Below are 14,447 nucleotides of genomic sequence, written 5' to 3' on the forward strand. Positions count from 1 at the left end.
GGCCCCCACCGGGCCGGACTCCTCGCTGCGCGGCACGACGCAGAAGATGTCGCGACTTCGCCAGACGGTCTCGCGCCGCATGGTCGAGTCGCTGCAGACCGCGGCCCAGCTCACCCAGGTCGTCGAGGTCGACGTCACCAAGATCGCGAAGCTGCGGTCCAAGGCCAAGTCCGCTTTCGAGCAGCGTGAGGGCGTCAAGCTGACGTTCCTGCCGTTCTTCGCCAAGGCGACCGTCGAGGCGCTCAAGCAGCACCCGAAGCTCAACGCCTCGATCAGCGAGGACGGCACCGAGGTCACCTACCACGGCACGGAGAACCTCGGCATCGCCGTGGACACCGACCGCGGCCTGCTGACCCCGGCCATCCGCGACGCGGGCGGGCTGAACATCGCGGGCCTGGCGCACAAGATCGCCGATGTCGCCGAGCGCACCAGGGCGAACAAGGTCACCCCGGACGAGCTGTTCGGCGCCACGTTCAACCTGACCAACCTGGGCAGCCAGGGCGCGCTGTGGGACTCGCCGATCATCCAGCTGCCGCAGGTCGGCATCCTGGGTGTCGGCCTGGTCGTCAAGCGGCCCGTGGTGCTGACCGACGAGAACGGCGACGACACGATCGCCGTCCGCTCGATGGTCTACCTCGCGCTGACCTACGATCACCGCCTGGTCGACGGCGCCGACGCGGGCCGCTTCCTCACCGCGGTGAAGAACCGCCTGGAAGAGGGCGCGTTCGAGAGCGAGCTCGGGCTCTGAAGATCCGTTTCACACCGCTGGGCCGTCCCGACCGGGGCGGCCCAGCGGCGTTCGCGGCCCACCCGATCAAGCGTCCCTTTGGGATATTCGGCACGATCGGGGCATGCGCGTAGTCGTCGCCGGCTCGTCCGGCCTCATCGGGACCGCACTCGTCGCCAGGCTCCGCAAGGACGGGCACGAGGTGCTCGGGCTGGTCCGGCGCACCCCGCACGCGCCCGACGAGCGCCAATGGGACCCGCCCGCGGGCCGGATGGACCCCGGCGTGCTCGACGGCGTCGACGCGGTGGTCAACCTGTGCGGCGCGGGCCTCGCCGACCGGCGCTGGAGCCAGGCACGCAAGCAGGTCCTGCTCGACAGCCGAATCGAGCCGACCGAGGTGCTGGCCGCGAAGGTCGCCGAGAGCGGGGTCCCGACGCTGCTCAACGCCTCGGCCGTCGGCGTCTACGGCGACACCGGCGCCTCGACGGTCGACGAGTCCGCGCCGGTCGGGCGTGGGTTCCTCGCCGAGCTGTGCGCGCACTGGGAGGCCGCCACGGAGCCCGCCAAGGCGGCCGGGGCCAGGGTCGTGCTGGCCCGGACCGCGTCGGTCCTCTCGCGCAAGGGCGGCCTGCTCGGGCCGCTGCGGCCGCTGTTCTCCCTGGCGCTGGGCGGCAAGCTCGGCAGCGGTGAGCAGTACATGCCGTGGATCCACCTCGACGACCACATCGAGGGGCTGATGTTCCTGCTGCGCGGCGACGTCGCCGGGCCGGTCAACCTGGCCGGTCCGACCCCGGCCACGAACGCGGAGTTCACCGCCGCGTTCGGCCGGGTCAAGAACCGCCCCGCGGTGTTCACCGTGCCGAAGTTCGCGCTGAAGGCCGTCGTGGGCGACCTGGCCGACGAGATCCTGCTCAGCCAGCGGGTCGTGCCGAAGGTGTTGCAGGACAAGGGGTTCACCTTCACCTTCGGCACTGTCGAAGCCGCACTGGAGGCGGTTGAAGGGCGGTGAGGTCGCTCGGCGCGGCCCTGGTGATCGCGTTCGTCCTGCTCGGCTTGGTGGTGTCGGGCCCGGTGCCGGACATCGACCGGTTCGTCGCCGACACCGCGGGCGACGGCTTGGGGCTGCGGTCCGTGGCGTCGGTCGTGACGGTCGTGCTCGGGCCGATCCTGCCGGTGGTCGCCGTGGTCGCGCTCCTGGTCGCGGCGGCGCTCGCGCGTCCCAGGGCGGGGCTGCTGCTGCGCGCGGTGCTCCTGCTCGCGGCGTGCCGGGCGGTGTCGCTGGTCAAGCCGCTGTTCGAGCGGGCACGACCGACGGACTACCCGGATTTCAGCTTCCCGAGCGGGCACGTGGTGTCGGTGGCGTCGGTCGGGTTCACCGCGGTCGTGCTGTGCGCCTGGCTGGCCCGTGAATGGGTCCGGACGGCGGTGGTGGTGTCCGCGGTCGCTGTGGTCCTCGCCGCACTCTGTCGGGTGATTCTCGACGTGCACTGGCTGACGGACCTGGTCGGAGCCACGCTCGGCGTGGTCGGCGTCGGTCTGCTGACCGCCGTGGGGCTGCGGCTGCTGCCCGCGCCGAAACCGACGGCGTAGGGTCGCGGGGTGAGCACAGCGAACATCTCCTGTCGCGCCGACACCCGACCGGTCTCGGTGCGCGAGGTCGGCACCATCGACTACCTCGAGGCCTGGGACCTGCAGCGCGAACTCGCGCACGCCCGCGCCGACGGCACCGGGGAGGACACCCTCCTGCTGCTGGAGCACCCGTCGGTCTACACCGCGGGCAAGCGCACCGAGCCCTCGGAGCGTCCCGACGACGGCACCCCGGTGATCGACGTCGACCGCGGCGGCAAGATCACCTGGCACGGCCCCGGCCAGCTCGTCGGCTACCCGATCGTCATGCTGTCCGACCCGGTCGACGTGGTCCAGTACGTCCGGCGCATCGAGGAAGCCCTCATCGCCGTGTGCGCGAAGCTGGGCCTGCGCACGGGGCGCGTGGAGGGCCGCAGCGGGGTCTGGCTGCCCGCCGACGAGACCCGCCCGGAACGCAAGATCGCCGCCATCGGCATCCGCGTGCAGCGCGGCGTCACCATGCACGGCTTCGAGATCAACTGCGACGCCGACCTGAGCGCGTTCGACCGGATCGTCCCCTGCGGCATCCGCGACGCGGGCGTCACATCGCTGACCAACGAACTCGGCCGTCCCGTCACGGTCGCCGAGGTGCTCCCCCTGGCCCGCGCGCTGGTGCTGGACGCGCTGGAGGGCGCGCTTCCGGTGGCCGACCACTGGCTGGACAAGCCGGAGCCCGCCAGCCCGGGTGTCACGTTCGCACTGAGCTGACCTTCGCCGCTGCCACAAGCGGATAGCCGGGGAATCCCACCGCCAGGGTCTTCCCCGGCTCCGGCTGCTCGGAGAACCAGAGGGTCTCGGCCTCGTGGGCGGCCGCGACCAGGTCGACCGACGCGTTGGGCATCGACAGCGGCAACGACGTGCCGTCCTCGAACCACACCTGGCTGGCGGCGCGCGTGTGCCCGCCGTGCCCGACGCCCCACGGCTTCAAGGTCACCTTGGCCCGCGTCCACTCGGCGGCCGTCACGAACTTGGGCAGCTGCCGGTCGAGGCCCGCTCGCGAGTGCCGAAGACCACGACTGCCCATCCGATCAGCGAACCAAGGATCGACCAGCTTCCGCCGGACGCGACCCACCAGGCGGTCCACGGCAACCAGCCGACGAGGAGCCAGAGGGGCACGAAGGACCGCGCGCGCAGCTGGGAGGCGGCGAGGGCCGACGTCCCCGTCCACCGGCGGCAGGTTCTCCGCTCGGCGGATCCGCTGGGCGGGCAACGCGCTCCGCGCACCGTCGACGCGCAGGGCAGCCCAGCCGGAGTCGTCCGGTCCGACCACCCAGACGCGACCGGTTCGCGCGATCAACGCGTGGTGGGCGGCGGTCAGCTCGCTCACCCGCAGCGCCGTGCCGTCGCCGAGGCGCACATCCGAGTTCCACCACGGCCTGCCCGCCCGCCCCACCCGCGTGGCGACCGGGCGCCAGGCCTCCGCGCGCAGCAGCCGTCCACCGGGCCGCAGCCAGCGAACCCACAGTCGGATCCGCGCGACGATCAAGAGAAACAACGCGCCGAACAAGATCATGAGGGGCGTCGAATAGCTGTCATCGCCCACCGACAGCACGAACCAGCCGAACAACGGCAGGAGCACTCCGGCGCAGACCAGCACGATCCCGTCCCGGCGATGGGCGCGGAACAGTGCAGCGGTGGTCGGGTCGCCCATGGCTGGTCGGTCGGTTCGGGGCTCGGTCACCGTCATCGAATCGTCGCCGCGGCCAGCAGCGGATACCCGGGAATCCCACCGCCACGGCCTTCCCACTCGCTGGGGCGCGGAGAACCACACGCTTCCCCGTTCGTAGATGGTGCCGAGCAGATCCACAGTGGCGTTGGGCATTCGCACCGCGAGCGTGCCATCGTCCGGCAGCGCGACCACACCCTCCGCCGTCGAAGTGCCGTCTTCCCGCCAGAACCAGGGGTTCATCGAAACCGGCAGTTCACACCACTCAGCGTCCATTACCAACGCGGGCAGCTTTCGGTCGACGACGCTCAGGTGCCGCCTGGGTGCGCAGGCCCGTCAGCACGCGGGTGATCGTGGTGCCGACCTCCGCCGCCGCCTTCTTCGGGTCCTCGGAGCCCGCGATGATCGTCGCGCCCGAGGACAGGGCGCCGAAGAGGATGCGGGTGGTCACCTCGATGGGTAGTTCCTCGATTTCGCCCGCCTCGATCAGCGACTCCAGCGCGGCCTTCACAATCCCGTAACTGAAATGTTCCTCGGCCTCACGCCAGCGTTCCCATCCCATCACCACGGGACCCTCATGGATGGCAATTCGCTGATACGACGGTTCCATGCACATTTTGATATATGCCTGGATACCGGCCATGGCCCGGTCCCATGCGTTCCCGGGCCCGGCGACGACCTCGGCCAAACGGCCCATCACCCCCGTCTCAACGGCCCCGAAAGCGGCCTCGAACAGGGCTTGCTTGCCGCTGAAGTGGTGGTAAAGCGCCCCCTTCGTCACCCGGGCGCGTTTGGCGATGACATCGAGTGAGGTAGCGGAATACCCACGCTTGGTGAACAAATACACCGCGGAGTCCACCAGGGCCTGCCTGGTGCTTTCGCTGTAATCCACTCGCCTCGACTGCGCTGTCGCCATATTCACAACGTTACGACATACCGGCGGTACGTACCCGTGGTAGGTTGGCGGTATCGGTTCCGTACCGACGGTATGCCGGAAACCCACGGTATGGCCGAGGTCACGGAGGGGAGCCAGGAAGCCATGAGCTGGAACGACTACTACCGCAGGCGCGACGCGATGGACGCCATCGTCGACTACGCCGAGAACAACCCGACCGGGGCACTGCCGTTCGCCGAGGTGCCGGAGGCCGTCGAGGTCTTCACCGGCCCCGAGGAGCTGCTGCTCGCCCTGCACTACAAGTGGACGCTGAAGCTGACCGGCCGACTCGGCCTGGCTCAGGCCGAAGCCGAGCGTGACCCGTCGATCGACCTGGTCGACGCGGTCTCCCGGGCCTGGCGCACCACCGCCACCGGGTTCCCGGTCCTGCGCAGGCTCGTCGACCAGGGCATCGCCGCCTACCCGAGCGCGCTGCGCCCGGGTGTCGAGAGCGAATACCGCATGCTCGCGCTCGCCGCGGGCCTGGCCGAGCCGCACGAGACCCGCGATGAGATCACCCGGGTCGGCGCCGCGTTCGTCGCTCTGGTGCGCAGTGCGTCGGACCGGACCGAACGTCGCCGTCACCCGGTCGAGCAGCTGTTCCGCAGGCTGGTCGCGAGCGCCTGAGCGTGCTCTCAGCCCGCCCTTCCTAGGGTCGGTGGGGAGCCGACCTTTTGGAGGGCACGATGACGTGGTCCGAAGCCGACCTCCCCGACCTGGGCGGCCGCACAGTTCTCATCACCGGAGCCAACTCCGGCTTGGGGCTGCGCAGCGCCCAGGTGCTGGCGGGCAAAGGCGCGCACGTGTTCGTCGGCGCGCGGTCCCTGGAGCGCGGCCGGGCGGCGATCGCGTCCATCGACGGCGCCGCCGAGCTGCTGGAGCTCGACCTCGCCGACCTGGCGTCGGTCCGCAAGGCCGCCGCCGAGGTCCGTGAACGCACCGGCGACCGGCTCGACGTGCTGATGAACAACGCCGGGGTGATGGGCACGCCCAAGGCCACCACGGCCGACGGCTTCGAGCTGCAGATCGGCACCAACCACCTCGGCCACGCCGCGCTCACCTGGCTGCTGATGCCCGCCCTGCGCGGCGGGGAGAACGCCCGGGTGGTGACGCTGTCGAGCATCGCGCACCGCGGCGGCGGCCTGGACGTCGACGACCTGAACTTCGAGCGCCGCGGCTACAACGCCGCCGCCGCGTACGGGCAGTCCAAGCTGGCGAACCTGCTGTTCGCCTTCGAGCTCAACCGGCGGCTGATCGCCGCGGGCGACCCGGTGATCAGCGTCGCGGCGCATCCCGGCATGACCGAAACCGACCTCGCCGTCAACTCCGCCCGGCTGCGCGTCCCCGGGCCGCTCGGCGGCGTCGTGTCCAAGGTCGTCAGCCTGGGGAACAAGCTCATCACCCAGTCCGTCGAGCGCGGCGCGCTCCCCCAGCTCTACGCCGCCACGGCGCCCGACGTCCAGGGGGGCGAGTACTTCGGGCCGACCGGACCGGGTGAGATCTTCGGCGCTCCCGGCCGGGTGAAGCCGAGGGCAGCGGCGGTCAACCCCGATCTTGGCCGGACATTGTGGCAGCGGACAGCCGACCTGACCGGCGTTTCGCCGGACCCGGAGTGACCCACGTGATACCAGTCACGCCGATCGTGGGCGTAGCCTGACGCCGTGACGGTTGCGCCTGAGGGTCGGAAGATGCTGCGCCTGGAAGTGCGCAACAGCCAGACCCCGATCGAGAAGAAGCCTTCGTGGATCAAGACCCGCGCGAAGATGGGGCCCGAGTTCCGCGAACTCAAGGGCCTCGTCCGCCGCGAGGGCCTGCATACGGTCTGCGAGGAAGCGGGCTGTCCCAACATCTACGAATGCTGGGAAGACCGCGAGGCCACGTTCCTCATCGGCGGTGAGCAGTGCACACGGCGCTGCGACTTCTGCCAAATCGACACCGGCAAGCCGTCCGACCTCGACCGCGACGAGCCCCGCCGGGTCGCCGAGTCGGTCCAGGCGATGGGCCTGCGCTACTCGACGATCACCGGCGTCGCCCGCGACGACCTCGACGACGGCGGCGCGTGGCTCTACGCCGAGACGGTCCGCCAGATCCACGCGCTCAACCCGGGCACCGGCGTCGAGTTGCTGATCCCGGACTTCAACGCCGAGCCGGACCAGCTGGCCGAGGTCTTCGGCTCGCGCCCGCAGGTGCTGGCGCACAACCTGGAGACCGTCCCGCGGATCTTCAAGCGCATCCGCCCGGCGTTCCGCTACGAGCGCTCGCTGCAGGTGATCACCGAGGCGCGTGACTTCGGCCTGATCACCAAGTCGAACCTGATCCTCGGCATGGGCGAGACGCCCGACGAGGTCACCGAGGCGTTGAGCGACCTGCACGACGCGGGCTGCGACATCATCACGATCACCCAGTACCTGCGGCCGAGCGTGCGCCACCACCCGATCGACCGGTGGGTCAAGCCCGAGGAGTTCCTGCAGCACAAGGAAACCGCGGAGGCGCTCGGCTTCGCCGGGGTCATGGCCGGACCGCTGGTGCGCTCGTCGTACCGCGCGGGCCGCCTCTACACCCAGGCCGTCGAACACCGCGGCGACGAGGTCCCGGAGAACCTGCGGCACCTCGCGCAGGCGGGCTCGGCGAGCCAAGAGATCAGCGCGCTGCTCAAGCGGTAGTCAGACCAGAGGATGACCCAGAAGATCGGATCTCGGTCCGATCTCAGGGGGAACCCCCTTCTGCCACGCTCCCTCCAAACGAGAGACTTCGTGCGGCGCCGGGTGGTCCGGCGCCGATTCTTGAGGGGGATCGACCGTGGCTTTGGTTACCGACGTGCTCGAATGGCTCCAGGCGCTGCCGCAGCCTGCTCTCGTGGCGGCGACAGGCGGTCTGGTGCTCGCGGAGTGCACCATCGGCTTGGGCTTCATCGCACCGGGTGAGGCGGGCCTGCTGGTCGCCGCGACGACCGTCAACAGCGTGCCGCGCTTTCTGTTGCTGTGGCTCGTGGTCACGGTCTGCGCGGGCATCGGCGACTCGATCGGCTACTTCATCGGCCGCCGCTTCGGACCGAAGCTGCGCGAGACGAAGCTGATCCAGAAGTACGGCACCGAGGGCTGGGACAAGGCCACCGACATCCTCCGCAGGCGCGGCGCGTGGGCGGTGTTCTTCGCCCGCTTCATGCCTGTCGTGCGCACGCTGACCCCGGCGGCGGCGGGCACGTCTGGCCTGCCGTACCGCAAGTTCCTGCCTGCCGTGGTCGCGGGGGCGGCCTGCTGGTCGGCCATCCACATCAGCATCGGCGCCGCCCTCGGCGAAGCCGCCAAGCGCATCGAAGGCGCGCTGTCGACGGGCGGTCTGGTCCTGCTCGGCGTGGTCGTCATCGGCGGCGTCATCGTGCACACCGTCAAGAAGCGCAAGAAGAAGTCCGCTGTCGCCGAGGAAGCGGCACTCGAGCCGGTCGCCTGATCTCGTCGCTGGGCGAGGTCAGCGCTCGCCGACCTCGCCCAGCACCGGCTTCACGTCGATCACGGGCGTCCCGTCCCCTGCTTCGGCGCGTCCGCCCGGTCGGTCAGCGGCGACTCGACCCAGCCCACCGGGCGGAGCAGGTACTGGTCGGTCATCGCCCCAGTGTGCCTCAGGACGCGGCGGGCAGCTGCGGCCAGACGAGCGCGGCCACCGCCCGCGCGGCGACGCAGGGGTCCGGCTTGTCGACCTTGGCCGAGACGAGGACCGACATGGTCTCGCGGGTGCCCGGCGCGTCCTCGATGTTCGCCGTCACCACCTCGCAGTAGGCGTACTCGTCGTCTTTCGAGGTGTATACAAAGGACGGTCGGCCCGCGAGCGTCTCCGAGGCGTAGACCTCCTCGTCCAGCGGCCAGTCGCTGATCTCCGCCGCGACTTCCAGTTCCGCGTCCAGGCCCCACCTGCACCGGTGTCTGCTGGGGGTGCCGACCCGATGCCCATACGTCGTCGGCATCGCCTTGTTGATCTGCTGGTTGCTGAGCAGGGTGCACGGGTCGACCGGCCCGAGGGACTTCGCCGCGTAATCCGCGTGCTTCACCCGGCCCTCGACGATCACAGTCGCGGCGGCTTCGCGGAGGGCGTCGGCGATGTCGCAGAGGTCATCCCGGTCGACCGCGGGCTCGCCCTCCTCGTCGGGCTTCGACCGTGCCGCGAACGCCAGCACCGCTTTGCGGTCCTTGAAGAAGATCCCGGCCTCACACCCACCGTAGATGTCCTCGTGCGACCCGACGCGCAGCGGGTCGGGCAGCCAGTCGCGGCGTTCGAGGTCGAGGCCGTGAACGTCCGGCGGCGGGTTGGAGAGTTCGACGCTCACCTGGATGTCCTCGCCGTCGGCCTCGGCGTAGAGGACACAGAAGTCGAGGGACCCGAATTCCACGTTCTGGTGGCGCGCGAGGTCTTTGATCGCCTTCCCGTCCAGCAGGCTGCAGAAGTCGACCGTGCTCAGCTCGCCGAGGCCGCCGTCAGCACCGCCCAGCCGCGCCGACAGCGCGCTCGCGGCCTCATTGGGCACCGCGGAGCCCGACACCACCGACGTGCACCCGCTCAGCGTCAGCAGACAGCAGAACAGCACAACTCCACGACGCCACATGCGCCCCGAACCCCCAGTTCGACCACCCAGTCACACCCATGTCGCCCGAGCTCACCGAAACATTACAAACGGGACCTACCGCACGTGAGCGGCGATCAGCCGAGCGCACTCCAAGGCCTCGGTGGCGGTGGTGTCCACTTCGAAGTCGTAGTGCACCCCTTCGTGAACCACCTCAGCCTGCGCCCAGGCCAACGATGACCCGAGCCCCCGCCCGCACCATCGCGGCCACCCCAGCGATCCACGCGGCCTACAGCGACCGGAACTCGGGCCCGACCCCCACCGCGCCATCGGGAGCGAACTCGATTCCCTCGCTGGAGGTCCGCAGGGAGAGGGGCATCGCGTCGACGAACGTGTCGACTCCCAGGGCCAGCCACGGGTCGGGCAGCACGGCCTGCAGGCAGCGCACGATCCCGGACTTGCCCGAACTGGAGCCACCGTTGAGCACAATCACCTGAGTCACCGCGCCACAGTAGAGGCACACAGGTTTTCGATCGCGTCGATTTTCGGTGGGCGCAGCAGGATTCGAACCTGCGACCGCTCGGGTGTAAACCGAGTGCTCTCCCGCTGAGCTATGCGCCCGCACGCCGGTGTCCGAAGACACCGGTCGTGGAAGAACTTAACCCTTGAGCGACGAGACGGCCTTCTTCCAGGCGTCCTGGTCGCGGGCTTCGCCGGGGGCGTTGATCTCGGCGAACTGGACGACGCCCTCGGTGTCGATGAGGAACGTGCCGCGGTTCGCGAGGCCGGCGGCTTCGTTGAACACGCCGTACTCCGTGGCGACGGCGCCGTGGGGCCAGAAGTCGGACAGGAGCGGGAAGGTGTAGCCCTCCTGCTCGGCCCACGCCTTGAGGCTGAAGGGGGTGTCCACGGAGACGCCGATGACCTGGACGTCGCTGTCGGTGTAGGTCGACAGTTCGTCGCGGACCTGGCAGAGCTCACCGGTGCAGATGCCGCTGAACGCGAACGGGTAGAACACCAGCAGGACGTTCTTCGAACCCTGGAAGTCCGACAGCTTCACCGGCTGCTTGTTGTAGTCGTTGAGCGTGAAATCCGGAGCCTTCGACCCGACCGCGACTGCCATGACCCGGCATCCTCCTGGGAATTGGGGCGCGCGTGGGCGCCCGTCAATCGTGCGTGTGGTTTCAACCCTAGGGCACTGGCCCGCTCGGGCACCGTGATGTCCACCTCGTGGACCGGGAAGCCCCCGAGATAGGGGCTTCCCGGTCGCATGAGGTCAGCGCTTGGCTTTGACCGACTTGGGCGACACCAGCCTCGTGCCGGACCAGTCGGGTCCGACGCTGATGCTGGAGGTCTGTGCGAGTCCCGCGGTCGGCACCGCCTCGGCGATGTCGCTGGGCTCGACGTGTCCGTCGCGGCCCGTCTTCGGGGTCAGTACCCAGATCACGCCGTTCTCGGCGAGCGGGCCGATGGCGTCCATGAGTGCGTCGACGAGATCGCCGTCGTCCTCACGCCACCACAGCAGAACGACGTCGACGACGACGTCGGCGTCCTCATCGAGGAGATCGGAGCCAATGCGCTCCTCGATGGCGGCACGGAGATCGTCGTCTACGTCCTCGTCCCAGCCGATCTCCTGGACAACGGTGCCTTCTTCGATCCCCAGTTTGTCGGCGACGCCGGCATTGCCGGTGTCTCCCGCGGCCACCACGGTGTCACTCCTCCAGTTGATTTCGCACGGTCATCAGGGCCCATCTTGGCCTGTCCGACCGCGTAACGCCTGTTCGGTTAGGCGATAGCGAACACTGAGTGTGGCCACCTGCGCAACCGTGGAGTCTCCGACACGCCGCAAACAGCCCTTCCCAGCTGCTCTGAAGCGTGTCCTGGCACCCGTACTGACCAGTAACGATGACGGCGGCGTCGATTCAGACGAACATGGCAGAGTGTCCCATCGCGCGCGTTAACGCGCGCGCGATTTATATACACCTTCGAAGCAGGCTGGAGCTCGAGTTGCCCACCCAGAACAGCAACCCAGGCACTCCCGAGCGCGTGCGCGTGATCCGCGACGGGCTCGCGGCGCATCTGCCGGACATCGATCCGGAGGAGACGTCGGAATGGCTGGAGTCGTTCGACGCCGCGCTCAAGGGCGGCGGGCAGCAGCGTGCCCGGTACCTGATGCTGCGGCTGCTCGAGCGTGCCCGTGAGAGCCACGTCGGCGTCCCGTCGCTGACGAGCACGGACTACGTCAACACCATCCCGACCGACCGCGAGCCGTGGTTCCCCGGCGACGAGGAGGTCGAGCGCCGCTACCGGGCGTGGGTCCGGTGGAACGCGGCGATGACCGTGCACCGCGCGCAGCGGCCCGGCGTGGGTGTCGGTGGTCACATTTCGACGTACGCCTCCTCGGCGGCGCTCTACGAGGTGGGTTTCAACTGGTTCTTCCGCGGCAAGGACCACCCGGGCGGCGGCGACCACATCTACGTCCAGGGCCACGCCTCCCCCGGCATCTACGCCCGCGCGTTCCTCGAGGGCAGGCTCTCGACCGCGCAGCTCGACGGGTTCCGCCAGGAGCTCTCGCACGCGGGCCCCGGCGGCGGCCTGCCGTCGTACCCGCACCCGCGGCTGATGCCCGACTTCTGGGAGTTCCCGACCGTCTCCATGGGCCTCGGCCCGATGAACGCCATCTATCAAGCCCGCTTCAACCGCTACCTCCGCGCCCGCGGCATCAAGGACACCTCCGACCAGCGCGTGTGGGCGTTCCTCGGCGACGGTGAGATGGACGAGCCCGAGTCGCGCGGCCTGATCCACGTCGCGGCCAACGAGGGCCTGGACAACCTGACCTTCGTGATCAACTGCAACCTGCAGCGGCTCGACGGCCCGGTCCGCGGCAACGGCAAGATCATCCAGGAGCTGGAGTCCTACTTCCGGGGCGCGGGCTGGAACGTCATCAAGGTCATCTGGGGCCGCGAGTGGGACTCGCTGCTGCACGCCGACCGCGACGGCGCCCTGGTCAACCTGATGAACCAAACCCCCGACGGCGACTACCAGACGTACAAGGCCAACGACGGCGCGTTCGTCCGTGAGCACTTCTTCGGCCGCGACCCGCGCACCAAGGCATTGGTCGACCCGATGTCGGACCAGGACATCTGGAACCTCAAGCGCGGCGGCCACGACTACCGCAAGGTCTTCGCGGCCTACCAGGCGGCGACGGAGCACCACGGGCAGCCGACGGTGATCCTGGCCAAGACGATCAAGGGCTACAACCTCGGTCCGCACTTCGAGGCGCGCAACGCGACGCACCAGATGAAGAAGATGACCCTCGACGACCTCAAGCAGTTCCGCGACACGCTGCGCATCCCGATCGAGGACGCGGAGCTGGAGAAGGACCCGTACCTGCCGCCGTACTACCACCCCGGCCAGGACGCGCCCGAGATCCAGTACCTGCAGGAGCGCCGCCGCCAGCTCGGCGGGTACCTGCCCGAGCGCCGCTCGAAGGCCAAGGCGCTGGTGCTGCCCGGCGACCAGGTCTACGACGTGATCCGGCGCGGCTCCGGCAAGCAGGACGTCGCGACCACCCAGGCGTTCGTCCGGCTCGTGCGCGACCTGGCCAAGGACAAGGAGATCGGCGCGCGGATCGTGCCGATCATCCCGGACGAGGCCCGCACGTTCGGCATGGACTCGATGTTCCCGACCCAGAAGATCTACAACCACCAGGGGCAGCTCTACACCTCGGTGGACGCCTCGCTCATGCTGTCCTACAAGGAAAGCGAGTCCGGCCAGATCCTGCACGAGGGCATCAACGAGGCGGGCTCGACCGCGTCGTTCACCGCCGTCGGCACGTCGTACGCCACCCACGGCGAGCCGATGATCCCGATCTACATCTTCTACTCGATGTTCGGCTTCCAGCGCACCGGCGACGGCCTGTGGGCCGCGGCCGACCAGATGGCGCGCGGCTTCGTGCTCGGCGCCACGGCGGGCCGCACGACGCTGACCGGTGAGGGCCTGCAGCACAACGACGGGCACTCGCTGCTGCTGGCGGCGACCAACCCGGCGGCGGTCGCCTACGACGCGGGCTGGTCGTTCGAGATCGCGCACATCGTCAAGGACGGTCTGCGCCGGATGTACGGCGGGCAGGCGGAGGACATCTTCTACTACCTGACCGTCTACAACGACCCGTACCAGCAGCCCGCGGAACCGGAGAACCTCGACGTCGAGGGCCTGCTGCGCGGTCTCTACCGGTACCTGGACGCGCCGGAGGGCTCCGGCCCGCGCGCGCAGGTCCTCGCCTCCGGTGTCGCGATGCCGTGGGCGGTCAAGGCCCAGCAGATGCTGGCCGAGGAGTGGGGCGTGCAGGTCGACGTCTGGTCGGCCACGTCGTGGTCGGAGCTGCGGCGCGAGGCGGTCGACATCGAGCGGCACAACATGCTCCACCCCGACGCGGCGCCGCGCGTGCCGTACGTGACCTCGGTGCTCAAGGACAGCCCCGGCCCCGTGGTCGCGGTGTCGGACTGGATGAGCGCGGTGCCGGACCTGATCCGCCCGTGGGTCCCGACCGACATGACCACCCTGGGCACCGACGGGTTCGGCTTCTCCGACACCCGCCCGGCCGCCCGCAGGCACTTCCTCGTCGACGCCGAGTCGATCACCGTGGCCGTCCTGGCCGCGCTGGCCCGGCGCGGCGAGGTCGACCAGTCGAAGGTCGTCGAGGCGGCACGCAAGTACCGCATCGACGACGTCACCGCCGCCGGCCCGCAGACGTCGGACCCGGGTTCGGCCTGATCGTCCGACGGTGGGGGCTCTCCCCCGAGCCCCCACCGTCGCTAGCGCCTGTCTCGAAGTGCGGGCACACGCCAGTCGCGCCGGATGCGGCCCCTGGCGGCACGGCCGGATACGCCCGAATACACCCGGTATGAGTGGCGATCCGTCCGCACCGCCAGGAACC

Annotated in this window: 16 protein-coding genes and 1 tRNA gene; 9 read left to right on the forward strand and 8 right to left on the reverse strand. The window is 69.6% G+C overall.

Annotated elements, in window-relative coordinates; all coding sequences use genetic code 11:
* The 4 genes from ACRDSQ_RS12335 to lipB form a co-directional block, all read left to right on the forward strand.
* The coding region (locus ACRDSQ_RS12335; RefSeq protein ID WP_431421076.1) for a 2-oxo acid dehydrogenase subunit E2 at nt 1-748 on the forward strand (748 nt) is incomplete at its 5' end.
* Nucleotides 749-851: 103 nt separating this feature from the next.
* On the forward strand, nt 852-1,736 hold the full coding sequence (locus ACRDSQ_RS12340; protein ID WP_431421077.1) for a TIGR01777 family oxidoreductase: 885 nt from the start codon (nt 852-854) through the stop codon (nt 1,734-1,736).
* Complete coding sequence (locus tag ACRDSQ_RS12345; protein WP_431421078.1) at nt 1,733-2,317, forward strand: phosphatase PAP2 family protein; 585 nt, start codon at nt 1,733-1,735, stop codon at nt 2,315-2,317. Before ACRDSQ_RS12340 ends, ACRDSQ_RS12345 begins: the two co-directional genes overlap by 4 nt.
* Before the next feature lie 9 nt (nt 2,318-2,326).
* On the forward strand, nt 2,327-3,061 hold the full coding sequence (gene lipB, locus ACRDSQ_RS12350) for a lipoyl(octanoyl) transferase LipB (RefSeq protein WP_431421080.1): 735 nt from the start codon (nt 2,327-2,329) through the stop codon (nt 3,059-3,061).
* Here lipB and ACRDSQ_RS12355 read toward each other — a convergent pair.
* Together ACRDSQ_RS12355 and ACRDSQ_RS12360 are read right to left on the reverse strand one after the other, a co-directional pair.
* Nucleotides 3,042-4,262 carry a hypothetical protein gene (locus ACRDSQ_RS12355; RefSeq protein ID WP_431421081.1) on the reverse strand — a complete coding sequence of 407 codons (1,221 nt, stop codon included), beginning with the start codon at nt 4,260-4,262 and terminating at the stop codon, nt 3,042-3,044. The two genes, lipB and ACRDSQ_RS12355, sit on opposite strands and share 20 nt — an antisense overlap.
* Nucleotides 4,263-4,284: 22 nt before the next feature.
* Entirely contained in the window at nt 4,285-4,935 is a 651-nt protein-coding gene (locus ACRDSQ_RS12360) for a TetR/AcrR family transcriptional regulator (RefSeq protein WP_431421082.1), read from the reverse strand.
* A 90-nt stretch (nt 4,936-5,025) separates the two neighbouring features.
* Here ACRDSQ_RS12360 and ACRDSQ_RS12365 point away from each other — a divergent pair, with 90 nt between their 5' ends.
* The 4 genes from ACRDSQ_RS12365 to ACRDSQ_RS12380 all read left to right on the forward strand — a co-directional run bounded on the left by ACRDSQ_RS12365 (nt 5,026) and on the right by ACRDSQ_RS12380 (nt 8,403).
* On the forward strand, nt 5,026-5,580 hold the full coding sequence (locus ACRDSQ_RS12365; RefSeq protein ID WP_431421083.1) for a hypothetical protein: 555 nt from the start codon (nt 5,026-5,028) through the stop codon (nt 5,578-5,580).
* Nucleotides 5,581-5,639: 59 nt separating this feature from the next.
* Nucleotides 5,640-6,569, forward strand: a complete 930-nt coding sequence (locus ACRDSQ_RS12370; protein WP_431421084.1) for an oxidoreductase — start codon at nt 5,640-5,642, stop codon at nt 6,567-6,569.
* A gap of 45 nt (nt 6,570-6,614) precedes the next feature.
* On the forward strand, nt 6,615-7,616 hold the full coding sequence (gene lipA, locus ACRDSQ_RS12375) for a lipoyl synthase (protein ID WP_431421085.1): 1,002 nt from the start codon (nt 6,615-6,617) through the stop codon (nt 7,614-7,616).
* A 136-nt stretch (nt 7,617-7,752) separates the two neighbouring features.
* Nucleotides 7,753-8,403, forward strand: a complete 651-nt coding sequence (locus tag ACRDSQ_RS12380) for a DedA family protein (RefSeq protein WP_431421086.1) — start codon at nt 7,753-7,755, stop codon at nt 8,401-8,403.
* Between the two features lie 169 nt (nt 8,404-8,572).
* Here ACRDSQ_RS12380 and ACRDSQ_RS12385 read toward each other — a convergent pair whose 3' ends face one another.
* From ACRDSQ_RS12385 to ACRDSQ_RS12410, 6 genes are all read right to left on the reverse strand, one after another.
* On the reverse strand, nt 8,573-9,550 hold the full coding sequence (locus ACRDSQ_RS12385) for a DUF3558 family protein (protein ID WP_431421087.1): 978 nt from the start codon (nt 9,548-9,550) through the stop codon (nt 8,573-8,575).
* A 75-nt stretch (nt 9,551-9,625) separates the two neighbouring features.
* Nucleotides 9,626-9,838 carry a phosphotransferase-like protein gene (locus ACRDSQ_RS12390; RefSeq protein WP_431421088.1) on the reverse strand — a complete coding sequence of 71 codons (213 nt, stop codon included), beginning with the start codon at nt 9,836-9,838 and terminating at the stop codon, nt 9,626-9,628.
* A complete protein-coding gene (locus ACRDSQ_RS12395; protein ID WP_431421089.1) occupies nt 9,798-10,010 on the reverse strand; it encodes a phosphotransferase-like protein in 213 nt (70 codons plus the stop codon). Before ACRDSQ_RS12395 ends, ACRDSQ_RS12390 begins: the two co-directional genes overlap by 41 nt.
* 47 nt (nt 10,011-10,057) lie before the next feature.
* A tRNA-Val gene (locus ACRDSQ_RS12400) sits at nt 10,058-10,129 on the reverse strand.
* Between the two features lie 37 nt (nt 10,130-10,166).
* A complete protein-coding gene (locus tag ACRDSQ_RS12405; RefSeq protein ID WP_091371855.1) occupies nt 10,167-10,631 on the reverse strand; it encodes a peroxiredoxin in 465 nt (154 codons plus the stop codon).
* 153 nt (nt 10,632-10,784) lie between these two features.
* Nucleotides 10,785-11,216 carry a DUF3052 domain-containing protein gene (locus tag ACRDSQ_RS12410; protein WP_431421090.1) on the reverse strand — a complete coding sequence of 144 codons (432 nt, stop codon included), beginning with the start codon at nt 11,214-11,216 and terminating at the stop codon, nt 10,785-10,787.
* 299 nt (nt 11,217-11,515) lie between these two features.
* Here ACRDSQ_RS12410 and aceE point away from each other — a divergent pair, with 299 nt between their 5' ends.
* Nucleotides 11,516-14,284 carry a pyruvate dehydrogenase (acetyl-transferring), homodimeric type gene (gene aceE / locus ACRDSQ_RS12415; protein WP_431421091.1) on the forward strand — a complete coding sequence of 923 codons (2,769 nt, stop codon included), beginning with the start codon at nt 11,516-11,518 and terminating at the stop codon, nt 14,282-14,284.
* Nucleotides 14,285-14,447: the final 163 nt, after the last annotated feature.

The sequence above is a fragment of the Actinokineospora sp. genome (assembly GCF_050699995.1).
Taxonomy (GTDB): domain Bacteria; phylum Actinomycetota; class Actinomycetes; order Mycobacteriales; family Pseudonocardiaceae; genus Actinokineospora.